Raw genomic sequence first — 25,573 nt, 5'->3', positions numbered from 1 at the left:
CGCATGGTTTATCCGCTTTTCGAAACCTAATTTTGTCTAGATAAATACTATATATATGAAAGCGGTAGCTTATAGCGTCCTGGCTTTTGAGAAAGAATATTTCGCCAAAGCCAATAAAAAAAAGCATGATATTACACTTATTGCTAACCGGCTGGGTATGGACACGGTTCATTACGCGGAAGGAAAGGAAGCCGTGATAGTGCCTGAAGATTTTATAGTACCCGATGAGATAACGCGTAAGTTATGCGGGATGGGCCTCAAGTACATTATCACCCGGCCATCCAGTGATAACCTTGCCAATTTGGAAGATATTGCCGAACAAATGATCAAAGGCCTTGATATGGCGAACGATGATAACCGGCTAATACCCGTTTCCTGAATATTACAGCACACTTACTAATATAAACCAACATGAAAACAATTAACAATGTACAGCCCATAAGCGCTGAAAAATTATTCGATAGGTTAAAGAAAGAATTTCCGGATTATATCAATTCGAAATTAAATTCCAGCCTGGCTATAGATTTCGCGCACGTCTATGATGTGATCAATGTGTTGTTCCCGGAAGTGATTGAAGGCGTCGCTTTAACAATTACGGTGACCGATGACGAGATTACTGTTTCAAATAACGCGGTAGACCATGTTTATAATACCGCATTGCTGGAAGAACAACTGGTTGATTTTGTAACAGAAAAAAGCAGCTAAATGTAATTTATTTGTCGTTTTAGAATACAGCTTCCCCAAAAGTTGCCCCTTTATCTATAAATATCTCTGATCCCAAAGCCCGTTGCGGCCTAAGCCGCGGAGTTAGATTTGATTCCGTTTTGCTCTAAATTAAGTCTGTGGTTTACACTTGCAGGCGGAGTGAACTTCTGATAATGGGTTTGTTGTAAACCGCTCAACCGATTGCGGGTAGTTCAAAAGGGATGATCGGCCATTTGGGCCTTCAGGGTCGCTGATATCGGCGTATCTCTTTGGGTGCCGGCCGCTTTTGCATTGCCTGTTAAGGCTAATATCAGGAAGATAATACCGATGATCACACTTACCTGGGCAAATATCTTGCAGCAGGGAATCAGTTGAAGTGGCTTTTGCATAATGTTTTTTTTGTATGCAAATATCCCTTATGCCCTTCGCTTAAAGCGTGATAGCTGTCTGCCGGGATAATGACACTAGACACCGATCAGGCTGAGATGACCAGCAGCGGGATCGCTATACGGCTTACCATTCGTTGTGTATGACTGCCATTAAACAGCGAATCGAAAAAGCCGTGGTGGCGGTGCAGCATCGCCAGCATATCTACCTGGCCGTGTTCACAAAGCCATTTTAAGCCCTTCTCGGTGTTATCACTGGTCACGGTTCGATAATGGATATTAGCATAATCGGCCTTATTGGGAAGCTCAGCCAGAAAAATGTCCATTTGTTTTTCAAATGCGAATGATGGTTTTTTATCGTGTTGTATATGCGTGATCAGGATTTCTGCATTTAATGATTTAGCCAATGGTATCAACTTGTAAAGTTCTTTCAGGTCTTCTTCAGCGCTTTCCAGATCTATCGCGAAGGCGATCTTTTTTACCGGTTTAAAATTCGCAGCCGGCGGTACCAATAGCAATGACTTTAAAGAATTGTCTATCATTTTACTGCAATGATTGCCCATCAAAAAAGTGCTCAGGCTATCATTGCCATGGGTACCCATAATTACCAGGCTAATATGCTGGGTGTTCATGATCCGGCTAACCACATTGGTGACAATTCCGGCATCCTCAACAAAAGTAATAGCCGGACGGAATTCATCAGAATGATCATGTTGCTGTATGCTCGCCTTTAATTTTTTTAATTCTTCTTCACCATCGCTGAGCAGCAGGTCTGTTTCTTCCATCGGCCATACAACAAGCCCCGCCTGCGGGGTTTCCGATGGGATGATTACCGCGTTGCAGAGTATCACATCCGCCTTTAATTGTTTGGCAATTTTATAAGCGTATTCAGCGGCATGTGTGGCATTGGCTGAAAAGTCTGTGGGAACAAGGATTTTTTTCATATAGTAAAGCTCATCATTTTAATACATTCTGCTAATGACCAGCGTCAGGCTATTTAATGTGCCCCATCATATTTTAGCAGGGGGGTATCATTCATATTTGTATCTATCCTGAAAAATAAACGAGGCATGAAATGTTTAAAATTCAATTTTAGTCACCCCTTTAAAGGCCGGGCCAGTCTCATCCAGTTGAACACCGTTGAACCGAACAATCAAATGATCCTGATCGATAACGACGGTTTACTCGAGATACCTATCGGCACCTGTCAGGCAGGTAAATGGAAGCTCATCTTGGACTGGCAATATGATAATAGCAGTTTTTGTTTTCAGCAGAACTTTGAAGTATGACAATGTTGGGGCCCAAAGACATTAATTAAATGTTAAACAATTGATAAAAAAGATATTACTGGTTAATAGTCGTACATTTGGTATGCCCCTTTCCCGTTTGTCAGGATCAATATTGCTTTTTTAAACATTAATTAATCCTTTACCATGCAGAAAATCATTCCTCATCACATCATTGCTATCGGCGCATCTGCAGGGGGAATGGAAGAAATAAATTCATTTTTTGATCATACCCCTTTAGATGGGGTGTCCTATGTCATTATCCAGCACCTGTCGGCTGATTTCAAAAGCCGGATGGTGGAACTCTTGGGTAAACATAGTAAACTGGCCGTTTCAGAAGCGGTAGATGGCTCGGAGTTAAAAAGTAACCAGGTGTACTTAATTCCTAATGATAAGTTTATGACCATATCTGGCGGTCGTTTACGCCTGAGTGACAAGTCTAAAGTTACAGGCCCGCATTTGACGATCAACGCATTTTTCAACTCACTGGCTGAAGATTGCGGCAATAAGGCTATTGGTATTGTGCTATCCGGCTTAGGAGCTGACGGTACTGAAGGTGTAAAGAACATCAAAAAAGCCGGTGGGATGGTCATCGCCCGGAATCCGGAAACGTCAGAGTTCAACAGTATGCCTTCACACGCGATCGCAACGGGCCTGGTGGATTTTATATTGGAACCGGCCGCAATGCCGGACGCGATAGAAGACTATGTAAAGGAGGGACTGACAGTACTTACAGAGCATCCGCACGATGAGAAAAACATTAAAGAGATCATTGAATTGATCAAAGAACGGTCGCCGCTTGATTTTTCTGATTATAAATTGCCCACCATACTCAGACGGACCAAACGGCGGGCGAACCAGGGCAACTTTTTATCTCTGGAAAAATACCTGTCCTTTTTAAAGTCGAATACGGAAGAAGTTGAAGCGCTCGCCAAGGATTTCCTAATTAGCGTAACCTCGTTTTTTAGGGATAAAGAAGCCTTTGGTTTAATTCAAAAGAAGGTATTGCCCGTCATTTTGGAAAATGTTACACCCGGCGAGGAACTCAAAATGTGGGTAGCTGGCTGTGCCACTGGTGAAGAGGCATATTCGATGGCTATTTTGGTTGCCGAACAACTTATTGGCAAGTATAAAAACATGGTTGTTAAGATCTTTGCGACCGATATTGACAGTGTGGCTATGGAGTATGCCAATAAAGGCATATACAACAATGATATCGCCAAAAACGTGTCGGAGGATCGGCTGGAAAAATATTTTATAAAAGAAGGAGATTGCTATCGGGTGAAGAAGGAAATACGAAATATGGTCATTTTCGCCCAGCACGATCTGGTAAAAAATCCGCCTTATTGCAATATGAACTTTATCAGCTGCCGCAACCTGCTAATTTACATGACCCCGGTGTTGCAGAAAAAGATCTTTTCCATGATGCTTTTCGGGCTAAAGATGAATGGTTATTTATTTCTCGGTTCCAGTGAAAACCCGATGCCGATTATTAAAAACCTGGAAGTAGTCAATAAGAAATGGAAGATATATAAGAATTTGAAAGCAGGACGTGAAGTTAGCTTTGACGCTTTTACACTGCCGGAATTGCTGGATATTAAGCGCACACCCGCAATTCGGCGAGAGGAGAATAACCTTAGCGCGAGCAACATGGTGTCTGAGGCAATGAATACCCAATTATCTGCGCAGCAGGATTATCTCGCCGTGTGTATTGATGATAATAATTCTGTGGTAAAATCATACGGTAATACTAAATACCTGCTCAAACAGAATTTTAATTTAAACCTTTCCGAACAGTTACCCAAACCGCTCGCTGTCGCTTTCAGCACACTGAAACGAAAAGTTGATCAAACAGGTGAAACATCCAAATTGAACGGGATAAAGATCAAGCACGAAGGTAAGGTAATTGCGGTCAGCTTGGTAATTAGTCAGCTTAAAGTTAATAAAAACGAACAGAAATTGTTAATGGTAACTATTTGCAAAGATGGTCCGCAAGAGGCCGATTTAGCAAACGAGTCTGTTTTTGACGAAAAAATATACCATGATCAATATACCTTGAACCTGGAAGAAGAGTTGAAGGAATTGCAGGTTAAGCTGCATTCGGCTTACGAAAGGTTAGATGCCTCGAACGAAAATATGCAATCGTTCAATGAAGAACTGATCTCAGCTAACGAGGAAATGCAAAGCACGAACGAGGAAATGCAGTCGGTGAATGAGGAATTGCACACTATCAATGCAGATTACCAGCTAAAAAACAAGGAATTGCTGGAGATGAATGATGATCTGAACAACTATTTTAGGAGTAATGTTAACGGACAGTTATTTATTAATAATGATTTGCTGTTAATGAAATTTTCACCGGGAGCGGTCAAACAGATCAATTTATTGGAAACAGATATTGGCCGCCCGCTGAGTAATATATCTACCAATATTAAATTTGAGACTATTATTGAGGATATTAAAGTGGTTTTGGCAGACGGCAATGTTATCACTAAGGAAATTGAAACCAATAATGGCAAATGGTACCAGATCATGACCATGCCTTATGTTCAGTTGGTTGATGAAAAAAGGAACGGGGCTATAGTTACTTTTAATGATATAACGGAATTAAAATCCGCCCAGTCAGAGCTAGACCGTAAAAACAAAAGTCTTGAGCGTATTAATGGCGATCTTGATAACTTTGTCCAAACGGCCTCTCACGATTTGCTGGCGCCATTGGCTAATATCGAAACAAGTATCGGGGTGATGAACCTGATCAAAATAACAGATCCGGGGTTATCAAAATTCATTACCATCATTAACTCTTCTGTGAAGAAATTCCGTACACTTATTAATGATATTTCTGTAATTGCCAGGATAGAAGGGGATATGCTCACTATGGAAATGGTGGACATTGAGGAAATTATTGCCAATATTGAATGGAGCCTGGAAGGCAGGATCAAACAAACTGGCACAGTTATTACCAAAAACCTGGAGGTTAAACAAGTCTTGTTCTCTAAAAAGAACCTGCGAAGTATCCTTTTTAATTTGGTAGCCAACGCTATCAAATTTACGAACGTAAACAGCCCTCTGATCCATATCGAAAGCATAAAGAATACCGATAATATTAATATTTCCGTCAATGACAAGGGTATCGGGATAGCCGGAAATCAAGTGGATGTCATTTTTAGCATGTACGGAAGATTAAATAAGGAGTTGGAGGGACAGGGCATTGGATTATATCTGGCCAAAAAAATTATTGACGCAGCTAATGGCAATATGACTGTAGAAAGTCAAATAGGAAAAGGAAGTACCTTTAATATCTTATTGCCATTACCGATAATGATCGCTGAATGATAGGTAATTGTTCCGTCTCCCTAAGGCCACGGCGGGAGGCATGAATACCTGTTCGGTAACTTTTTGCGTTCCTATGGAAAACAAAAAAACTGATAAGAATCATTTTTTTGGCTGACTAAACACATAACGTACCCCCAGCATTAACTGTAATTTTGAATAGTTAAATACAGTTTAATGAAAGCGGTCGCTTATAGTACAAAACCATTTGAGAAAGAGTACCTGGCTAAAGCCAACTTCAAAAGGCACGATATAACCTTTATTTCAAACGCACTTACCCGTGAAACGGCAGTTTATGCTGATGGAAAGGACGCAGTAATCGTTGTTACCAATGATGATGTTTGTGCGAAGATTATAGAAAAATCAGCTGCTTCCGGTATAAAGTATATTGTTACGCGACCTACCGGTACCGATCATATTAAAAAAGCTGCCACAGCTAAATTTGGGATCAAATTATCCAATGTTCCTTCTTATTCACTACAGGCCATAGGTAAAGCTTGCGTTTGCCAAAAAGATTGCAAAGCTATTTACAAAGCATAATTAATTCGCCATGCCATTTCCTGAAAATTCTGACCTTGCGGCAAAGTACAATGTAGCCTTGCCACGTTATACCAGTTACCCAACTATGCCTTATTGGGATGTTACCGCTTTTAATGGTGATGACTGGAAACTGTCGGCAAAGCGGAGTTATGAAGAAAGCAATAGCACAGAAGGGATCAGTCTGTATATCCATCTGCCGTTTTGCGAAAATTTGCGCACTTACTGTGGCTGCAACACGCGGATCACCAAAAATCACGCGGTTGAGCAACCCTATATAAATGGCCTGATATTGGAATGGACGATGTACCTTAACATGTTCGGTACAAAACCTTTAATAAAGGAAATTCACCTGGGCGGGGGCACACCTACCTTTTTTAGCGCCGGGCACTTAAAAATTTTATTGGATGCTATTCTATTGAATACGGAAATCCATCCGGATGCTCATTTCAGTTTCGAAGCTCACCCGGCAAACACCAGCAAAGCACATTTATACACATTGTACGATCTTGGGTTTCGCAGGCTGAGTTTAGGGATCCAGGATTTTGACCCGGATGTTCAGCGGATTATCAACCGGGAGCAGAGCTTTGAACAGGTGCAGGAGATTACTTTAACTGCGCGGGCCATCGGTTATACATCAATTAATTTCGACCTGATATACGGCTTGCCGCTGCAAACTACAGCCGGACTTACCAAAACTATTAAACTGGTATCGCAATTGAAGCCAGACAGGATCGCATTTTATAGTTATGCCCATGTGCCCTGGTTAAAACCAGGCCAGCGAAGTTTTACTGAACAGCACCTGCCGGATGCGGCCGCAAAAAAGGCGTTACACCAAACCGGGCGCGATCTGCTGAATAGCTTTGGATACATGGAGGTGGGTATGGATCATTTTGCCCTCACGGGCGACGAATTACTTACAGCGATGAATAAAGGTGTGCTTTACCGCAACTTTATGGGTTATACAGATCAGCACACCCAACTATTGATCGGCCTCGGGGTATCGGCTATAAGCGATTCCGGATATGCTTTTGCACAAAATGTAAAGAATGTGGAAGAATACCTGCTGCTTGTTGCAGACGGCGAATTACCTGTATTTAAAGGGCATTTGCTTACTAATGAAGACCTTGTTATTCGCAAACACATCAACAATATAATGTGCCAAGGCAAAACCTCATGGAATCATCACCTCGAACCCTGCCTATCGCTGTTTTCCGGTTTAGAGCGTTTGCAACCTTTGGCAGATGATGGAATTATAGAATTATGTTCCTTTGGATTAAAAGTTACGCCATTAGGCAAGGGCTTTTTACGAAACATTTGCATGGCGCTTGATGCCAGGCTTTGGGCAGATAAACCGGGCACACAATTATTTAGCATGGCCATGTAACGGAAAAAGAGAACCTGGTTCAAGCTCTCTTTTCTATTATATAGAATTGTAATATTAATTAGATTTGGCTATTTCCAGTACTATGCGGCCTTCTATTTCTCCTTTTTTCATCTCATCAAATACCGAATTGATGTCTTCCAGTTTGGCGGTATGCACGGTAGCCTTAACTTTCCCTTCCAATGCAAAACCAATAGCTTCCTGCATATCCTTCCGGGTGCCTACTATGGATCCGCGAACGGTATAACGATTGATCACCGTATCGAAAATAGGCAAGTCGAAACTGCCCTTTGGCAAGCCATTTAAAGCAATGGTGCCCTTGCGCCTTAGTGCTGAGAGCCCCTGTTTAAAAGCAATTGGCGAAGCAGCTGTTACCAGCACACCATGCATGCCGCCGGTTTCTTTTTTAAGATATTCACCGGGGTCTAGTTCCATTGCATTAACAGTCAGGTCGGCACCCAGGCTTTTAGCCAGGTTTAATTTGTCGTCTGCAATATCGATTGCCGCCACGTGTAAGCCCATAGCCTTGGCGTACTGCACAGCCAGATGCCCCAAACCGCCAATTCCCGATATTGCTATCCATTCGCCCGGCTTGGCCTCAGTTTCCTTGATCCCTTTATAGACAGTGACACCAGCGCAAATTATCGGCGCCATTTCGGTAAAGTTAATATTGGCAGGAAAATGCGCCACGTACCTCGAATCGGCAATAACATATTCGGCAAAGCCACCATCAACGCTGTAGCCACCGTTCTGCTGGGTGTCACAAAGGGTTTCCCAACCGGCAATGCAAAATTCGCAGCAGCCGCAAGCGCTAAATAGCCAGGGTACGCCTACAATATCGCCCTCTTTTACGTTTTTAACGCCGCGGCCTAATGCCACCACATAACCCAATGCTTCATGCCCGGGTATCAGCGGTAGTTTTGGTTTGGCGGGCCAGTCGCCCTGGCAGGCATGCAGGTCAGTATGGCAAACGCCGCATGCGATCACTTTTACTACTATTTGATTTTCGCGCGGTTCTTTCACCGGCATTTCTTCTATTTGTAAGGCTTGTCCAAATTCACGGATCACAGCGGCCTTCATTGTTTTGGGAAGCATATATTTTAGATTAGAGTTTATACGATAAAGAAAATAAGCATAGCCAAATGGATGATTACGCTTGCGGCGAAAAAGTTTAACAATGTCCTCATACCTGATCCGCCCATGCCAGCTATAATGTTTCCGAAGAACAGGGCCATGGTTACGGCAAGTACCGCTAAAGGCGCATTGAAATAATATATTAAAACCGCCGGGATAGGCAGTAATAGAACGCCCTGCAGCATTAGCGACACCAGGAACCACATCGTTTTATTTGGTGCCTGACTATCGGCTAATGTCAGCCAGCTTTTCCACAAAGCAGTTGTGCTAACAGGAGTTGCGGTTGGTGCCGACCAGTTGAGTGTGTGAAATTTATAGGTTGTCATGGTGTGTTTATTTAATACTTTAAATATGGACTGGCAACTGCTTTTTTACCATGACCGCCATCGCTACAGGATATAACCTTGATCACTATTCAAATTCTTTGTAATTATTAAATCGCCTGTAATACTTTTTAATAGTAATCCTAAATACATCGTACATTAATGTAGAACAAAGCAATATCACCGGAATGAAAAAGGAATAGAATTTTAGTGATTGGAATAAATAGGCTCCTGATAAGGCACCGCCCATAAAAAAGAAAATAATAACGAGGCGTAACTTTATGCGAGATATTAAAACCGTGCGATCACTTTTGACCTTTTGAGATAGTTGGGCCAGCTCAATTCCAAGGTCTGTAAATGTTCCGGTGAGATGGGTTGTTCGAACCACAGATCCGGATACCATCGAGACAAGCGAGTTTTGAAGGCCCATTGCGAATAATAAACCTCCGGCAAAAAGTTCTTTTGCATCCAGGCTATAGTCATAATGGTAACCCATCAGCGTAACCGATAGTAGAATTGCGATTTCAATAAGGATGGGTAAAACGTAGGAAAAACGCTGATTTCGCCCTATTCGAAATACAATCAATCCGGATAAAAACGCGCCGGCAAAAAAGAGAAACATCCATAAAGCCACAGCGCGTGCAGCTTTCCAGTCTTGCAAAGCTATGCTTTCGGCAAACAAGGCAGCGTGCCCGGTTACATTTGTAGTTAGTACATTGAATCCTAAAAACCCGGCTGCATTCACAAAACCAGCGGTTAAACCAAGTAGAGAAGCAAGTTTAACGTTGTGACTGTACGTTCGTTTCGTGCCGGTATGACGTAACATATCAAGATTTTAATGGCATATACTTACTCCCGATGATCTGAGCCTGGGACTGAGATAGGGGATGTCAAGATCCATCCCCCGGAGCAAAAACCAAATGCCAAGACAAACCATTATATAGGGCATCATTTGGTTAATGCGCCGGCGAAGACTTATGCCAACGAACCCGGAACTTACGGTAGCCAACAACATTAAAGGAAAGGTGCCCATGCCAAACCAAAACATATATTGCGCAGCAGCCGGAGCAGAAAGTGCATTAACGGCGCCAACCAAAGCGATGTAAACAAAACCGCAAGGCAAAAATCCATTCAGTACCCCTACTATTAGGTGGCCCGCTTTATGTTTAAGCGCATAAGACAAGAGTTTGTTTACAGGAGATAAATACTTAGACAGGAAGCTGCCCTGCCCGAAACGTATTTTAAGCAGACGCGATAAACCCGCCAAAATGATAAGCGCACCGCTAAATAAGCTAACGCCTTGCTGGAAGCCTGCCAGCCAAAGTTGCTTGCCTAACAGGCCGATCAGAAAGCCTAAAAAAGAATAGGTAATAATACGGCCGATATTATATAACACTTTATCGCTCACGATTAGCCACCACTTAGTTTGGAAGGATGGGATAGCCAGTGCCAGTGGCCCGCACATACCTATACAGTGCACGCTACCAAACAAGCCAATAAAAAAAGCGACGCTGTTCGGGTTCATTTGAGGTCGATATTTTGCTGGTATAAATACGCTTTATGGTTACTTTTCCAATTTAGAACAACTTGCCAGCGGCCGATAGCCATGGATGCAGCAGGTACAGCAATGTCTTTTCCGGCCGTACTGTCCAGTTGAATTGTTTTATCTAACGCCTCATTTGCAGGACGTACAAATTTGATGGTGCCTGCAGCGGGTTTACTAAACACGATCCTGATCGTTTTTTCAGAAACGGTGATTACCGGCCGGGCGTTATCGGTTTGTACCTGTTGTTCCTTTTTAAAGTCTTTATCAAAGTTCAAACCCTTTTCGTAGTACTGGTGGTCATAGCCATCTTCCGGAGCCATAAACATATAAACGCACATACTTAATATAAAGAGCATGAATAACACCATTCCCCCAATTATTCCTTTTCCCCAATTCATATTTTTAATCGTTTACAGGCCCTACAAAGGCAGTTTTTACTGTTTGTATAACCTTGTGATTTTGTAAAAGCTGTAAGTTAACGGTCGTTTTTGCCTGATGGATCCGGCTTGCCGGAATGAGTAAAAAGAAAACTGTTTTTACAGACGTTCCTCCGTTAATTGTACCTGGTGCCTGGATGTATTTAACCTTTACAGCCGGGTCAACCGGCTGTAAAATTATTTCCGTCGCGTTTTTTGTTTTGTTAATGATCTCGGCGTTGTAGATATTACTGATATAGCCACCGGGTTGTTCCTGGTAAAGCATGCCTGCTCCGCGCATTACAGTCATATTTAAATCGCTGCGGCTAAAGATGAAGTAGCAAAGTACAGTCATCATGATAACGATTACGGCGGTGTATGCTTTCATCTTGGTGGTAAAAGTGGGCTTCACCTGATTTTGGATCATGTTTTCAGAAAAAAAGCCAACGAGATTTAAGGGCTTTTTTATTTTGATCATCACCTCATTACAAACATCAATGCAAGCCGTGCAGTTAATACATTCCATCTGTGTGCCATTACGAATGTCTATACCTGTTGGGCAAACGGCGACGCATAAACCACAGTCTACGCAATCACCTTTTACTGAGATTGCCTCAGGGTTCTTAGATAGCTTACCCCGGGGCTCCCCACGCTTATCATCGTATGCCACCACCAGTGTGTCGCGGTCAAGAAGCACGCCTTGCAGCCTGCCATAGGGGCAAATCACTGTACAAACTAATTCCCGCACCTGGCTGTAAATCAGGTAAAATATAATGGTAAATACCCATATACTAATGAAGCCTACTGGGTGGCTGGTAACCGGTTCGGTAATTATTTTAAGCAAACTATCGCTACCGATAAGGTAAGCTAAGAAAGTATTAGAGATTAGGAACGAAACGAGCAGAAAAAGCAAGTGCTTAACTGATTTCTTTGTGGCTTTTTTGTTATCCCATGGGCTGGCATCCAGTATCTTACGTTTGCCGGCATCTCCTTCTATCCAGTATTCTATCTTACGGAAAACCATCTCCATAAAAATGGTTTGCGGGCATATCCACCCGCAAAATACCCGCCCAAAAACAATGGTGAATAACACAACACATACCAGGAAAACCAGTGTGGCCAGAACAAACAGGAAAATATCCTGCGGCCAGAAAACCTGGCCAAGTATCACAAACTGCCGGTCCATAAAATTTAATAGCAGCAAAGGTTGCCCGTTTACCCGTATAAAAGGCCCGGCGAAGAAGAAAATGAGGTAGCCATAACTTACCCAACTGCGCCATTTATATAAAGGCCCTTTACGCAGCAGCGGGTACATCCACTTCCGTTCGTTTGTTTCCTTTCCGGCCAGTAATGCGTCCATGTTATTTGTTTAAGGCTATTTTTTCACCGGCATCTTCTTTTGTGCCTTGTGGTTCTTTAGCACCCGCGGGGTTGGTGCCATGTAGGGTTTTTATATAACTGGATACATCTGCTATTTGCTTTGGCGACAGCTGCTTTTCCCAGGTTGGCATTCCTTTGGCCGATATACCATATTTAATCGTTTTAAAAAGATCGCTAATCTTTCCGCCATGCAGCCAATAATCATCCGTTAAATTTGGGCCAACGTTTCCTTCGGCATGTTCACCATGGCATGGTTTGCAATTTTGAATAAATATCACTTGCCCGGCTTTCAATCGTTCAGGGTCATTCTCCAATTTTACTGTATTCTCATCTACCTGGTTTGCTGCTTTGCTCAGGTACAATTTTTTTGCCACGTCTGCCTGGGCCATTTCGGTTTTATACTCTTCATATTGCAGTTGCCCAAAATTGAATACGTGATAATTAAGCAGATACCCGACGCGGAAAATTATTGTTGCATAAAATAAGTACATAAACCAGCCCGGAATGGGGTTATCTAATTCCTGGATGCCATCATAATCGTGTGCTATCAGTAAGTCTTTTTCTTCAGCCATTGGCCTTAGCGATAGTAATTTATTCCAGGCCTCGCCTTTTGGTTTCTTCTCTTTTTTGGCAGGATACATTTCGGCCTTTATCTGCTCGTTCGTATACCCCTGTGCTTTTAGCGCGACCTTTGTCATTACGGTAAATGTTCGTAACAACATCAGCATTGCTAAAAGGACAACGATCAAAACGGTCATAAATGCCCCATATCCTATATAGTTCTGTATATCGCCGGATATCATACTGTCATCTGCAGCGCTGGCGCCAACGGAGGTTCCCAATAATAGGACCGATAAAATGATACGGAACGCTCTCATAATTCATTTTCATTAAGCGTTTCTTCATTGCCGTCGTGCAGCGGCATGTCACTCATATTGATTTGCGGACGATCTTATTATCGTAGTAAAATTTATCGGGCTGCATATGTGTTTAATAATGTTGTAAAATTAAATAGAGATGAACCGAGCAGGAATGACGGGTGTTAGATCTGAAAATGATGGCGGTCACTTTTTAACCGGCGTTTCCGGTTCGTCTTCCAGCAGTATCCGTATGGCAGGGGTGCACAGGTCGTCGTTTTGCCCGCTCTTTTGCGCCCAAAAAAACGCGGCTAAAAAAAGCATGGCGAGCAATATGCTGCAACCGATAAGGAAATAAATAATATTCATATTAAATTCCGCCAACGTGCGGCAACGCGAGTAGCTAAACTTGTAAAAGAAATGATGGTTACGGTGCTTAAAGGCATTAATATTGCTGCCGTAAGGGGCGAAAGCATACCGGTGACGGCGTAGGTAAGCCCGATAATATTATAAGTAAGGGAGATTAAAAACGAAAAGCGAATAATATTAACGGTGTTTTTTGAAAACCGCAAAAAATCCGGGAGTTTGCTAAAAGAACGCCCGTCCATAATAGCATCACTGCCCGGGGTGAAATTATTTATATCGTCAGTAACAGCGATGCCAAGGTCGCTTTGTTTTAATGCGCCGGCATCGTTAAGTCCGTCGCCCAACATCATTACCTGCCTGCCTTGTTGCTGTAGTGACTGCACAAAATCCAGCTTGCGTTGCGGTGACTGATTGAAATGCATACCATTTGGTGATGTAAAGTATTGCAGCAGCTCATCGCGCTCATGATCCTGATCGCCTGACAATAAAAAGGTTTTGTAGTGTGATTCCAGGCCATTTAAATTATTCATGCCCTCCCGGTGCCGGTGAGAGAACTCAAAATAACCGAGCAGTTCATCATCTATCACCAGGTACACCTTACTGGCATAATTCACATTTTTTTTATACCCAAGTGCCAGCTTAGAATTACCCACCCTTAGTTTATGGCCGTTTATGGTAGCTAATATGCCCAGATTCGGTATCTCCGCGTAATGCTCAAAAGAAAGCCGGTGTTGATTGCCTAGGTATTGACAGATCATACGGCTTAGCGGGTGTGTAGAATTAATGCACGCACTGTAGATGAGTTGCTGCTGGGCTGCTGATAAAACGCCCTCTAAAATAATTTCGGCACTACTACCAGTTGTAATAGTGCCGGTTTTATCAAATACGATAGTGTCGATAGCTGCCATCTGTTCTACAACGGTAATGTTCTTCAGATAAAAGAAATTCTTATCGAAAATGGAAAGCGCTGCCGACATGGTAAAAGGGGTACTTAAAGCCAGCGCACAGGGGCAGGCAACAATTAGCACGGCGGTAAATGCCGCAAAGCCCCGCCTGATATCTGTAGGAAGCCAAAATATTAGGGAACCAAACGCGATAGTTAACAGCACGATAGTAAAGTATTTGCTTACTTTTTCATTAAAGCTTTGCATCCGGTTATCTTTTTGCCGGGTAAATGCTTCGTTGTTCCAAAGCTGGGTAAGATAACTTTGGTAAACGGGTTTAACTACTTCAAGTTCAATTGCACCAGCCGTTTGACGGCCGCCTGCATAAACTATTTCACCAAGCGTTTTCTTCACAGGGATGCTCTCGCCGGTAACGAAACTAAAATCTATCAGCGCTTCCCCCTTTAGCAATATCGAATCCGCCGGGATAATTTCGTTATGCCGGATCAGCATCCGGTGGCCCGTTTGTAATTGTGCCAGGGGTATGGGCTTTTGAATCTCGTTTGCTATGATCTGTATAGCGACAGGGAAAAATGAGCGGTAATCTCTTTCGAAAGAAATGTGATGGTAGGTTTTTTGCTGAACTTTTTTGCCGATTAATAAGAAAAAGACGAGCCCGCAAAGTGTGTCGGCAAAACCCGCACCGGTACGGGTATATACTTCTGTAATTGTACGTATAAATAAAACGGCAATACCCAGAGCCAGCGGGAAATCTATCCCAAAAACCTGTTTCTTTAAATTCTGCCATGCGGCAACAAAATACCCCGGGCCACTATAAAATACCACCGGTATCGAAAACAGAACATTGAGCCATCCAAAAAAAAATTTAAGTGTGCTTTCGGTATTGGTAATTCCAAAGTATTCGGGGAAACTCAATAGCATTACATTCCCAAAACAAAACCCTGCAACGGCTATTTTTTGTAGCAGGTTATCTTTAGTTGACAGGTTTTGTTTTTTGATAATATCCTGCAGGCTGATGAGCGGCTCATAACCAATGTCATATAAGATCTCCACTATTTGCTGCAAGCTTATTTTTTGATGGTCGAAGCGTATATTGAGCTGTTTTTTTAAAAAGTCGACCCGGCAATAATGAATAGCCGGATTGATTTTGTTCAATTGTTCCAGCAACCAAAGGCATGAACTGCAATGGATATGTGGAATATAAAAAGTGACGATAGTTATCTTGCTATCGGTGTAATCTATTAATTCACTGATGATGTCAGAGGAACTTAAATAATCAAAACGTTTATCTGTACGTGATCGGGTAGCCCCGGGATGGTCGTTATAACTGTAATAATTTCCCATCTTACACGCCGACAATATCTCGAAAACGGTTTTACAACCGTGGCAGCAAAAGCTTTTTTCTTCAATTACGTATTTTGCCGTCAGGCAATCGTCGCCACAATGATAGCAGGCAGTTTTTTTAAAAGTTTTGGTTTGGAGCATCTTTGAAATTATGTTCAAATCTGCACAGATCGTTTTTTTTAAAGAGTGATCACCAATACGCTAAAATGTGACGCTCGTCAATTTTTGCCGTTTTTCTGTGGCTAACTTTGGCGATTGTAAATGCTGTATTTACCTTTTTTAATAAGCATAAAATTCTATCATGAGCCATACTTTCCATATCCCGGTTTTAGGTTTGGGTTTTTCAATTGATACCCCGCTTAAAGTTGCCCGCTACGGCATATCATCTGTTGTATCAATAGTTGATGATGAATTGATAGAACGAATGCGGGAATATCATTCCGCAGAAAATGAAATACCCTTTTTACCAATCAACAAAAAAGAACCGGATGCAAGGGCACGAAGGATAACCGCTTACCTTAATTTATTGGATTTGCTGGTTGATAAACAATTTGATTACCTACAAACCCAACCCTTTGAAACAGGTAGTGATATTTGCCGGTATTTTGAACTTTTACCTGATGATTCACAATTAAAGGCAGGTTATGATTTAATGACCGAATATCCTGAAAGTGAAAGCAAAGTGATTTTTCAGCAGATGCTTAGAAAGATGATCATCAAAGGCGCTATAGATGTAAATATTATGTCGAAAGTAGACCGCATGAATTTTAGCGCTAATGGCACGTACCTGGGTGACGAGAACACTGATGCACAAGCTGCACTGCGGGGTTTTATGAATAGCACTTTAAGTGCATCTGTTATATTATCGGCAGGGATGAATCCCAGATTGTATAGTTACCTGGAAACCTTTGATGCTTTTTTCCCAAAAGCGGACGGATTTTTTAAAAAGAAAATAATATTAAAGGTTAGTGACTTCAGATCGGCAATGATACAAGCTAAATTTCTTGCAAAAAAAGGACTGTGGGTATCGGAATTCAGGGTAGAATCTGGCCTTAACTGCGGGGGGCATGCATTCGCGACAGAAGGTTTTTGTTGGGGCCGATATTAGAAGAGTTTAAGCAGAAAAGAGAGTTAATGATTGCAGAGCTTTTTGAGATGTATCATCAGGCGCTTGTCCAAAAAGATATTACTTGTGCCCGTCCTCCAATACAAAAGTTGAGTGTACAGGGTGGGATAGGTACTGCCTCAGAAAATGAATTTCTTTTTAAAAATTATAGCGTAGATGCCACCGGATGGGGGAGCCCCTTTCTTTTAGTGCCCGAAGCCACAAATGTAGATGGGGAGACCTTGTTGCAATTATCTGATGCGGCGGAATCTGATTACTACCTTAGTGCATCATCGCCTTTAGGTATCTTATTCAATAATTTTAAGCCGGCAACCAGTGAAACGCAAAGAATTGCGCGTATAGTAGCAGGAAAGCCGGGTAGCCCCTGTACCAAAAAATACCTTTGTACTAATACGGAATTTACCGTTCAACCTATTTGCACCGCCTCCCGGGAATATCAGAACCTAAAAATAAACCAATTACAAGCTTCTGGTCTTGATGAAGTTGACTTTAATGAGCAGTGTAGCGCTGTTACAGAAAAGATATGTTTATGCGAAGGCCTGTGTTCATCCGCTTATATCAAATACGATATTGTTAAGCCTAAGGAAAACAGGGCTGTGGCTATTTGCCCGGGGCCAAACCTGGCCTATTTTGACCGGGTATATTCGCTTGACGAAATGGTGAAGCATATTTATGGCAAACTCAATTTGTTAAAAAAGATTAGCCGTCCGCATATGTTCATCAAAGAATTAAATTTATATATTGACTATTTGCAAACGGACATCCAGGCGCAACTTAAGGATCTGACTGACAAAAAAAGAAAGCAACTTGAAAAATTTAAAGACCAGCTTCAAAGTGGTATAGATTATTATAAACAAATTTTTCCTCAAATGCCGGATCAGGCCTCAATGTTATTTCATGACCTTTATGACGATTTGGCTATTTCGGAAGCAAGACTTCATAAAATTTGTTTTTGAAAACGATCAAATAGTAAACGAATCGGCGTTTAATGGATGCAATACCGTCTCACACCTTTGTTGATGATTTGTTACTTGATAATTGTAAACAAAGAAAGCGGCGAATGCCGCTTTCTTTGTTTAATGTAACGGTGTTGCCTATTATTTTAAACCGTAGTTAAGGTAACCGCCATCAGCTATAATCTCTGTCCCAGTAATAAAACTTGCAGCATCAGATGCCAGGAATAATACTGTGCTTGCTATCTCATCGGCATTGCCTAACCTTTGTAGGGCAGTTGCGGCTGCTAAGTATTCTTTGGCTCCTTCAGGTACGGCGTATTCTAAACCGGGCGTTTGTACCGGGCCGGGGCTAACAATGTTTACGCGGATTTTTCTATCTGCCAATTCATTCGCAGCAATTTGGGCAATTTTGTTTAACGCCCCTTTTGTAGCAGAGTACACACTAGCGCCTAAGTTTGAAGCTGTTGCCACTGTAGAGGAAGTAAATATCACACTCGCACCATCTACCAAATAAGGTATTAATTTTTGCAAAGTGAAAAAGTGCCCCTTTACATTGGTATTAAATTGTGCGTCGAAATCTGCTTCTGTTGTTTGTTCAATAGGTGTGAACACCGCAATGCCAGCGTTTAAGAAAAGTACATCCAACTTATTACCGCCTTGTGCAAATGTTTTTTCTAAGATCAGAATATCTTCCAATTTAGAAGTGTCGGAAACAACAGTTTTCAAATTTGGGCTGTTTATCTCTTCGGTTGCCTTTTGCAGGTTGTTAGCATTCCTGCCAGTTATCCAAACATTTGCACCTGCTTTGATAAATGCTTTCGCTGTTGCTAAGCCAATCCCTGTTGTGCCGCCTGTTATAACTACATTTTTGTCTGTGAAATTCATCGCTTATTTTTAAATTGTTTACGGTGCAAACTTAGCTTACTTAAATTTATTTTAGTTACTTTGTAACAAAAAGTAACAGTAACGTTTGGGTAACAAAGTAACTTATGGATAAATATATTTGCCAAATAGGGCACAAAAAAGAGATCATGGCTGTACATGATGCAATGGACGTATTGAATGGGAAATGGAAAATTTCTATTATATCGTCTATTTGCTATTATAACAAAAGGAGGTTTTCCGATATTTTGACTGATGTACAGGGCATATCAAACAAAATGTTGAGCAAAGAATTAAAAGAGCTTGAAATGAATAAGCTAATTAACAGAGTTGTTTTAGATACGCATCCGATAACCGTTCAGTATCACTTAACGGAGTATGGTAAAACGTTACAAACCATAATTAACAACCTATCTGAGTGGGGAACGGAACATCGCAAGGTGATCACCGGAAAATAGTTGTCGGCGGTATTAAGATGCCTTAGCCAACACGTACATCGCATTTGCTTGTTTTTCAGATATCGGTGTTGTTTTTATTTTAGCGTCAGCTTTGCTGTATTTAGCTTTTAATTTGCTAAGCATCTCAAAACTAAAGGCATCTGTCAACGGCATATGGTATAATCCAACAGTTTTAGAGTGTAGCACAAGGCTATCCCCACTAACCTTGAGGTTCTCGTGGTTGATGTGAGTTAAGCCGGTTAACTTATCAGTGTCAAAAATTACGAAGGTATCTATCTGCCTGCCGTCACTATCGGTGAAAATTACAGAGGCGTTTTCTTTAAATTGTTTCATTGATATTAGCTATTCCAAAATTGTGCCATAAGATTATTAACCGGGCAAAAACCCCCAATGTGATGCGTATGTAGTATATTTTAGACGGGAGGCGCTTTTTGTGAACAAAGGATTGAACAGCTGAACTGTATTTTACGGTACAAAAAACAGCTATTTCAAGGGCGAAATTTTTTAGGTGATGATTATCGTAACTTAATATATCTTTGGGGCTTAAATTTTACAATAGTATTTACATGGCAAAGGCATCTGAAATTAAAGTAGGAAATATATTACGCTTTAACGGCGAATTGGTAACAGTTACCGAAGTTTTACACCGTACACCGGGCAAAGGCGGTGCGTTTTACCTGGATAAATTCCGCAATATCAAAACCGGTAAAATCGTTGAAGCACGTTTAGCTACTGATGAGCAAGTTGAGATTTGCCGGGTAGAAACCAGCGATTTTCAATACCTGTATGAAGAAGGCGAATCTATGGTGATCATGGATAATGTTACTTATGATCAGCATAACATCCCTAAATCATTATTTGGCCCGGCTGTTAAATTTTTAAAAGAGGGGATGAACGTGATTGTTTCTTTTGAAAGTGAAGAGCCTATTATGGCGCAAGCCCCTAACTTTGTTGAGTTAGAAATTACTTACAGCGAACCTGCCGTTAAAGGCGATACATCATCGGGCGCGTTAAAAGCCGCTACTACCGAAAATGGCGTTGAAGTTAAAGTGCCGTTGTTTGTAAACCAAGGCGATAAAATTAAAGTTGATACCCGCACCGGCGAATATGTTGAACGCGTTAAATAATTAGCAAACTTATTTTTTATACAATAGCAAAGCCTGGAAAATTGTCCGGGCTTTGCTGTTTATAATTTGCACGCGAAATACGGCGAATCTTCTCTTTCATCACATAAATTACTTATTTTGCAGTACCAATTATTGTAAAGTTTAGTGAATGAGAACCGGTGCCAGATATAAATTTATACTAAGTTGTTGCAGCATTTTGCTTGTGCTGTTCATGCAGGCAAGAGCAGTGAAGGCTGCAGATAAAATTGATAGCCTGCAAAAGGTGCTTAATACCATCCTCGATAATAAAAAGCAAAACGATCAGGCAAGGTTCGCTGCAATTGACAGGATCAAACTTGAACTTAAGGCAAACTATTCGTCGCTTAACGCGAGGTATGGGTACTACCAGAAACTTTTTGACGCCTACAAATCTTTCGTGCACGATTCTGCTTATGTGTATAGCAAAAAGCTGAACGCTTGTGCCTACCAACTTAAAGACCAAAACAAAATAAATTACGCCAAAGTTGATATGGGTTTTGTGCTGGTATCTGCCGGGATGTTTAAAGAGGGGCTTGATACTTTGAGCAAGGTAAATACCCGTTACTTGAATGATCAGCAGAAATTTCAATACTTGTTTTTACAGGCACGCAGCCATTTTGATATTGGCGATTTTGATAAGATTGACGATTATTACTACCATTACAGCGCTATAGGCCTCAAATATTGCGATTCGATATTAAACTCACACAAGCCGGATACCTATGAGTACTTGTCGGCAGCCGGGCTAAAAGCCTTACGCAGTGCAGATTATAAAGCAGCTTTGGCGCCTTACCTGGCTATTATGAAATTACCGCAAACCTATCAGGATAGCGCAGTCAACCTCAGCTGCCTTAGCTATATCTACTTTGTAAACAAGAATAATGGAATGGGGATGCAGCATTTGTTTCAGGCAGCCATCATCGATAACGTACACTCCACTAAAGAATCGGTAGCGCTTACAAATTTAGCAACAAGATTGTATGAGCAAGGTGACACAAAAAATGCATTCCTCTACATTCACAACGCTATAAGTGATGCTACCTTTTACGGTGCCCGCCATCGCGAAGCACAAATAAGCAGCATATTGCCCATAATCGAGAATGAGAAGATAAACGGGATAGAAAAGCAGAAGCGGTCGCTCATGATGTACGCGTCCATCATTACTTTGTTGATTGTGGTGGTTATCATCTTCTCGGTAATTACATCGCGCCAGTTAAAGAAACTCCGCATTGCAGATGAGATCATCGTTAAAAAGAACAACGACCTGAACACTGCAAACGAATCGTTAACGAAAGTTAACGTTACGCTCGATAAAGCCAACCGGTCGCTTACGCATATTAATATAAAGCTGGATGAGGCTAACATGATCAAGGATGAGTACATCGGCAACTTCTTCAATATTCACTCAGATTATATCGAGAAGATAGACCGACTGAAACGCTCGATAGAGAAGATAGTGAAAGAGAAACGCTACGACGAAGTGCAATTGGTGCTGAACCGCCTTAACACTAACTTTGAGCGCGAGAACCTTTCGCATAGCTTTGATAAGGTATTCCTGAACATCTTCCCCAACTTTGTAGAAGATTTTAATCTGCTATTTGATGCCGACCATCAAACGCACCTTGCCGAAGGCCACCTGTTGAATAACGAGCTGCGCATCTTCGCGCTCATCCGTTTGGGGATAGAGGAGAACGAAACCATCGCCAAGATCCTTAACTATTCTGTTAACACCATTTACACTTACAAAACCAAAGTAAAGAACCGGTCTTTTGTGTCTAACGATCTTTTTGAAGAAAAGGTGATGAGCATTAAAGCGGTTAAAGATCTGCCGGTAATAATTTAATTTTTTGTTTTGTTCACAAACCCGGTGTTATTGGCAGCCATATGCTCTATATTCTCCCGAAAATTCTGTTGTATAGTGTGCTAAAAGACAGTCTATAATGATATTGCATTCGTAATAATCTATACAAACCCTTAGATGACAGCCATGTAAATTATTGATTATCAGTTATTTATTATATTAAGCCGCTTGGTTTTTTTAATATTGGTTTCCATACATATTGTATGTGCAGGTAAAGCTCTTTTACTTTGATACTGTTGCCGCTCTCAAAACGGCAGCCCAATTATTAAACCCATTAAACCGTTTTAAATGAAACACATTTCCTTATTCAAGTACGGCTTGACCGTGCTTTTCTTTCTTTGTGCTACTTTAACTTTTGCGCAAAATGCACCCTTCAAGGGTAAAGTGGTTGATGAGAACAACCAGCCTTTACCGGGGGCAGTTGTGCGCGTAAAGGGTACTGAAATTGCTACCGCTACAGATGTAAACGGTGCTTTTGAAGTAAAGAGCGCGCAGCAGGCCATTGTGGTAAGTGTAACCTTTGTTGGTTATGACGTAACCGAAAAAACAATGGTTGCCAATACGCCGCTCACCATCCAGATGGCGCAAAATTCGAAATCACTGTCCGAAGTAGTGGTTGTGGGTTACGGTACAAGCCGTAAGTCGGACATTACAGGCGCGGTATCTAATATTGCTGCTAAAGATTTAAACCCCGGCCCAATTACCAACCCTTTGCAACAGTTGGCAGGTAAAGCCGCAGGTGTTAATATTTCGCAGGTAGGTAGCGAGCCGGGTGTATCGCCAAGCGTGCGCATCCGTGGTATTACATCGCTACAGGGCGGTAACGACCCATTAGTTGTTGTTGACGGGATACAGGGTAACCTTGATCTGTTAAACCAGGTACCGCCAAGCGAGATAGCGTCGGTAGACATCCTAAAAGATGCATCTGCAACGGCCATTTACGGTTCGCGTGGTGCGCCGGGTGTTATATTGGTTACTACCAAAAAAGGTATAGCGGGCAAAACCAGTGTCGAGTTTACAGAGAATACTTCGTTAGATGTAATTGCTAAAAAACTGAAGTTTTTAGATGCCGCCGGCTGGACGCAGCAAGCTGCTGCACAAGGTGTAGATGCATCTGCCAACCACGGCTCAAATACCGATTGGTATAACATCCTTACCCAAAACGGTGTTACGCAAAACCATACGCTGGCATTTGGCGGTGGCGCTAACGATTTTAATTACCGTGCGTCGGTAACCGCTATAGATCAAACGGGTATTGTTATCAACTCGGGCTACAAAAAATATATAGGCCGTATCATAGCAAGCCAAAAAGCGTTAGATAACAGGTTAACGCTTACCATGAACCTGAACAGCGGTATCAACAAAACCACTTACAGCCCAACCGGGGTGGGTAATGTCGCGTTCAATTCAAACCTCATAAGCCAGGCATACGTAGCAAGGCCTACAGACCCTGTATTAAACGCCGACGGTACTTTCTACCGCGACCCTAATGTGTTCCAGTACACCAACCCATATGCGGTTGCAACTACCATCAAAAACGATAATAATATCAATAACCTTTTTGGAAGCTTAAGCGCTAACCTGGAACTTTATAAAGGTTTATCGGCCGGATGGTTCGGCAGTTGGAGAAAGGTAGATGAAAACTCGGGCTATTACGCGCCGGTTTCATCAACCATACAATCGGCCATTGATTTTAAAGGTGTTGCCAATGTTAACAACAAGCATACCGATGAGAAGTTAATGGATATCAACCTAACGTACAAACGCGATTTTGGTGTACACCATATTGATGCGACTGCAGTTTATGAATGGCAAGCCCAAACCTACAATGGTAATTTTGCCCAGGCCAAAGGCTTTATTAATGATATTGCCACCTACAACGCGTTGCAGTTAGGCGATATTTCAAAAGCTACCGTTGGTGATATTTCATCATACAAAAATCAAAGAAGATTAGTGTCATTTTTAGGCCGGTTAAACTATTCCTACAACAACAAATACCTGTTAACCGCAAGCTTTAGGCGCGATGGTTCAACGGTGTTTGGTGTGAATAACAAATGGGCCAACTTCCCGTCGGCATCACTTGCATGGCGCATAGATCAGGAAGATTTTATGAAGGATCAAAACCTGGTAAGCTCATTGAAGCTGCGTGGCGGTTATGGTGTAACAGGTAATCAGCAAGGTATTACTCCTTACAACTCTATTCCGTTAGTGGGCCAGGCAGGTTCGGTTTATTTTGGCGGTGCCATTATCCCTAACTATGCGGCTACCCAAAACTCGAACCCTAACTTACGGTGGGAAACAGTTAAGCAAACCAACTTAGGGTTAGATTTTTCGATGTTTAACGATAGGCTTAGCGGTAGCGTAGATGCCTATTCGTCACGAACAGATAACCTTTTGTTTAACTACACCGTACCACTTGTTGGGCCGTTTTTAACAGGTAATATACTTGCAAACGTGGGTAGTTTAAAAAAGCAGGGATTAGAGCTTGCTTTAAGTTACGCGGTAATACGTAACAGCAATATGACCTTAACCCTTGCAGGGAACGGGTCTATTATGAAGAATAAAGTGGTAAGCCTTGGTGGTAACATCCAGGGGTACGATATCCCTACCAACTACGTTGCCTGGGGTGTCAATGCCTACCTGATACAGGGTAAGCCGATTGGTACTTACCTGATCTTGCAACACGACGGCAAAAATGCTAACAATGCCGAAACCGTGGTAGATCAAAACAAGGACGGCAAGTTTGATACCAGCGTTCAAAGCCCGGATAGGATAGAGGAAGGCCAGGCTTTGCCTACATACACTTACGCCTTTACCCCAAGCTTTAGCTATAAAAACTTTGATGCATCAATGGTTTGGCGCGGATCGGGTGGTAATAAGATCTACAACAGCATCAGGCAAAAATTTAGCTTGTTAGAAAACCTGGGTAAATCAAACCTGCTGCAAAGCTCGGTACCACTGGGCATCGCTTCTACAGAATATGGATCGGACCTTTGGTTAGAGAACGGCTCTTATTTAAGATGGGAAAACCTATCTTTTGGCTACCGGATAAATGTTAAGGCTAAATACATAAGTGCTATGCGTGTATCGTTAACCGGCCAAAACCTGGCGTTAATTACAGGTTACAGCGGTTTAGATCCGGAATTGGATGCAAGCGGCGGGAGTTCATCAGGTGTAGATAATGGGATCTACCCACGTACCCGTACTTTTTCTGTAGGCTTAAATGTTGTTTTAAAATAACCA

The 25,573-nt window shown here is 41.9% G+C and carries 25 protein-coding genes; 12 read left to right on the top strand and 13 right to left on the bottom strand.

All coding sequences use genetic code 11. From position 1 onward, the window contains the following. Positions 1-55 precede the first annotated feature (55 nt). Together ACVW0P_RS13680 and ACVW0P_RS13675 are read left to right on the top strand one after the other, a co-directional pair. A complete protein-coding gene (locus ACVW0P_RS13680; RefSeq protein WP_457132607.1) occupies positions 56-379 on the top strand; it encodes a hypothetical protein in 324 nt (107 codons plus the stop codon). A 32-nt stretch (positions 380-411) separates the two neighbouring features. After that, positions 412-705 carry a hypothetical protein gene (locus ACVW0P_RS13675; protein ID WP_354430784.1) on the top strand — a complete coding sequence of 98 codons (294 nt, stop codon included), beginning with the start codon at positions 412-414 and terminating at the stop codon, positions 703-705. A 212-nt stretch (positions 706-917) separates the two neighbouring features. Here the strand turns inward: ACVW0P_RS13675 and ACVW0P_RS13670 are convergent, their stop codons facing one another. Further along, positions 918-1,094: a hypothetical protein gene (locus ACVW0P_RS13670; RefSeq protein WP_457132606.1), complete on the bottom strand. Its 177-nt coding sequence runs from the start codon at positions 1,092-1,094 to the stop codon at positions 918-920. An 86-nt stretch (positions 1,095-1,180) separates the two neighbouring features. Then, positions 1,181-2,035: a universal stress protein gene (locus ACVW0P_RS13665; RefSeq protein ID WP_457132605.1), complete on the bottom strand. Its 855-nt coding sequence runs from the start codon at positions 2,033-2,035 to the stop codon at positions 1,181-1,183. Between the two features lie 126 nt (positions 2,036-2,161). On the opposite strand from ACVW0P_RS13665, the gene ACVW0P_RS13660 reads away from it, so the two are divergent. The 4 genes from ACVW0P_RS13660 to hemN all read left to right on the top strand — a co-directional run bounded on the left by ACVW0P_RS13660 (position 2,162) and on the right by hemN (position 7,634). Further along, a complete protein-coding gene (locus tag ACVW0P_RS13660) occupies positions 2,162-2,380 on the top strand; it encodes a hypothetical protein (RefSeq protein ID WP_354430781.1) in 219 nt (72 codons plus the stop codon). Positions 2,381-2,524: 144 nt separating this feature from the next. After that, on the top strand, positions 2,525-5,713 hold the full coding sequence (locus ACVW0P_RS13655) for a chemotaxis protein CheB (RefSeq protein ID WP_457132604.1): 3,189 nt from the start codon (positions 2,525-2,527) through the stop codon (positions 5,711-5,713). A gap of 174 nt (positions 5,714-5,887) precedes the next feature. Further along, entirely contained in the window at positions 5,888-6,250 is a 363-nt protein-coding gene (locus ACVW0P_RS13650) for a lactate dehydrogenase (protein ID WP_457132603.1), read from the top strand. Between the two features lie 10 nt (positions 6,251-6,260). Continuing rightward, on the top strand, positions 6,261-7,634 hold the full coding sequence (gene hemN, locus ACVW0P_RS13645; RefSeq protein WP_457132602.1) for an oxygen-independent coproporphyrinogen III oxidase: 1,374 nt from the start codon (positions 6,261-6,263) through the stop codon (positions 7,632-7,634). 54 nt (positions 7,635-7,688) lie between these two features. Here hemN and adhP read toward each other — a convergent pair whose 3' ends face one another. The 9 genes from adhP to ACVW0P_RS13600 all read right to left on the bottom strand — a co-directional run bounded on the left by adhP (position 7,689) and on the right by ACVW0P_RS13600 (position 16,043). Further along, positions 7,689-8,726, bottom strand: coding sequence for an alcohol dehydrogenase AdhP (adhP, locus tag ACVW0P_RS13640; protein WP_457132601.1), 1,038 nt, complete (start codon positions 8,724-8,726; stop codon positions 7,689-7,691). Positions 8,727-8,743: 17 nt separating this feature from the next. Further along, on the bottom strand, positions 8,744-9,091 hold the full coding sequence (locus ACVW0P_RS13635; protein ID WP_457132600.1) for a hypothetical protein: 348 nt from the start codon (positions 9,089-9,091) through the stop codon (positions 8,744-8,746). An 85-nt stretch (positions 9,092-9,176) separates the two neighbouring features. After that, on the bottom strand, positions 9,177-9,914 hold the full coding sequence (locus ACVW0P_RS13630) for a YoaK family protein (RefSeq protein ID WP_457132599.1): 738 nt from the start codon (positions 9,912-9,914) through the stop codon (positions 9,177-9,179). Between the two features lie 9 nt (positions 9,915-9,923). Further along, a complete protein-coding gene (locus tag ACVW0P_RS13625) occupies positions 9,924-10,613 on the bottom strand; it encodes a sulfite exporter TauE/SafE family protein (RefSeq protein WP_457132598.1) in 690 nt (229 codons plus the stop codon). Next, on the bottom strand, positions 10,610-11,032 hold the full coding sequence (locus tag ACVW0P_RS13620) for a FixH family protein (protein WP_457132597.1): 423 nt from the start codon (positions 11,030-11,032) through the stop codon (positions 10,610-10,612). The genes ACVW0P_RS13625 and ACVW0P_RS13620 overlap by 4 nt, the downstream gene beginning before the upstream one ends. A gap of 4 nt (positions 11,033-11,036) precedes the next feature. After that, the gene (gene ccoG / locus ACVW0P_RS13615; RefSeq protein WP_457132596.1) at positions 11,037-12,410 is read right to left on the bottom strand and encodes a cytochrome c oxidase accessory protein CcoG; all 1,374 of its coding nucleotides are present in this window, start codon (positions 12,408-12,410) and stop codon (positions 11,037-11,039) included. A gap of 1 nt (position 12,411) precedes the next feature. Further along, entirely contained in the window at positions 12,412-13,308 is an 897-nt protein-coding gene (locus ACVW0P_RS13610) for a cbb3-type cytochrome c oxidase N-terminal domain-containing protein (protein WP_457132595.1), read from the bottom strand. Positions 13,309-13,494: 186 nt separating this feature from the next. Next, positions 13,495-13,656: a cbb3-type cytochrome oxidase assembly protein CcoS gene (ccoS, locus tag ACVW0P_RS13605; protein ID WP_354457389.1), complete on the bottom strand. Its 162-nt coding sequence runs from the start codon at positions 13,654-13,656 to the stop codon at positions 13,495-13,497. Beyond that, the gene (locus tag ACVW0P_RS13600; protein WP_457132594.1) at positions 13,653-16,043 is read right to left on the bottom strand and encodes a heavy metal translocating P-type ATPase; all 2,391 of its coding nucleotides are present in this window, start codon (positions 16,041-16,043) and stop codon (positions 13,653-13,655) included. Before ACVW0P_RS13600 ends, ccoS begins: the two co-directional genes overlap by 4 nt. Positions 16,044-16,203: 160 nt before the next feature. On the opposite strand from ACVW0P_RS13600, the gene ACVW0P_RS13595 reads away from it, so the two are divergent. After that, complete coding sequence (locus ACVW0P_RS13595) at positions 16,204-17,010, top strand: hypothetical protein (protein ID WP_457132593.1); 807 nt, start codon at positions 16,204-16,206, stop codon at positions 17,008-17,010. A gap of 26 nt (positions 17,011-17,036) precedes the next feature. Further along, the gene (locus ACVW0P_RS13590; protein ID WP_457132592.1) at positions 17,037-17,984 is read left to right on the top strand and encodes a hypothetical protein; all 948 of its coding nucleotides are present in this window, start codon (positions 17,037-17,039) and stop codon (positions 17,982-17,984) included. Positions 17,985-18,125: 141 nt separating this feature from the next. On the opposite strand, the gene ACVW0P_RS13585 is transcribed toward ACVW0P_RS13590, so the two are convergent. Further along, complete coding sequence (locus ACVW0P_RS13585) at positions 18,126-18,869, bottom strand: SDR family oxidoreductase (RefSeq protein WP_457132591.1); 744 nt, start codon at positions 18,867-18,869, stop codon at positions 18,126-18,128. A 146-nt stretch (positions 18,870-19,015) separates the two neighbouring features. On the opposite strand from ACVW0P_RS13585, the gene ACVW0P_RS13580 reads away from it, so the two are divergent. Next, the gene (locus ACVW0P_RS13580) at positions 19,016-19,324 is read left to right on the top strand and encodes a winged helix-turn-helix transcriptional regulator (protein WP_457132590.1); all 309 of its coding nucleotides are present in this window, start codon (positions 19,016-19,018) and stop codon (positions 19,322-19,324) included. Between the two features lie 12 nt (positions 19,325-19,336). Here ACVW0P_RS13580 and ACVW0P_RS13575 read toward each other — a convergent pair whose 3' ends face one another. After that, positions 19,337-19,657, bottom strand: a complete 321-nt coding sequence (locus tag ACVW0P_RS13575) for a hypothetical protein (RefSeq protein ID WP_457132589.1) — start codon at positions 19,655-19,657, stop codon at positions 19,337-19,339. Positions 19,658-19,890: 233 nt separating this feature from the next. Between ACVW0P_RS13575 and efp the strand changes: the two genes are divergently transcribed. The 3 genes from efp to ACVW0P_RS13560 all read left to right on the top strand — a co-directional run bounded on the left by efp (position 19,891) and on the right by ACVW0P_RS13560 (position 25,570). After that, the gene (efp, locus tag ACVW0P_RS13570; RefSeq protein ID WP_354430764.1) at positions 19,891-20,451 is read left to right on the top strand and encodes an elongation factor P; all 561 of its coding nucleotides are present in this window, start codon (positions 19,891-19,893) and stop codon (positions 20,449-20,451) included. Between the two features lie 211 nt (positions 20,452-20,662). Next, positions 20,663-22,312: a DUF6377 domain-containing protein gene (locus tag ACVW0P_RS13565; protein ID WP_457132588.1), complete on the top strand. Its 1,650-nt coding sequence runs from the start codon at positions 20,663-20,665 to the stop codon at positions 22,310-22,312. Between the two features lie 306 nt (positions 22,313-22,618). Further along, positions 22,619-25,570 carry a SusC/RagA family TonB-linked outer membrane protein gene (locus tag ACVW0P_RS13560; RefSeq protein WP_457132587.1) on the top strand — a complete coding sequence of 984 codons (2,952 nt, stop codon included), beginning with the start codon at positions 22,619-22,621 and terminating at the stop codon, positions 25,568-25,570. Positions 25,571-25,573 lie beyond the last annotated feature (3 nt).

This window comes from Mucilaginibacter sp. UYNi724 (genome assembly GCF_054057495.1).
This window is presented reverse-complemented; position numbering and strand designations above follow the sequence as displayed.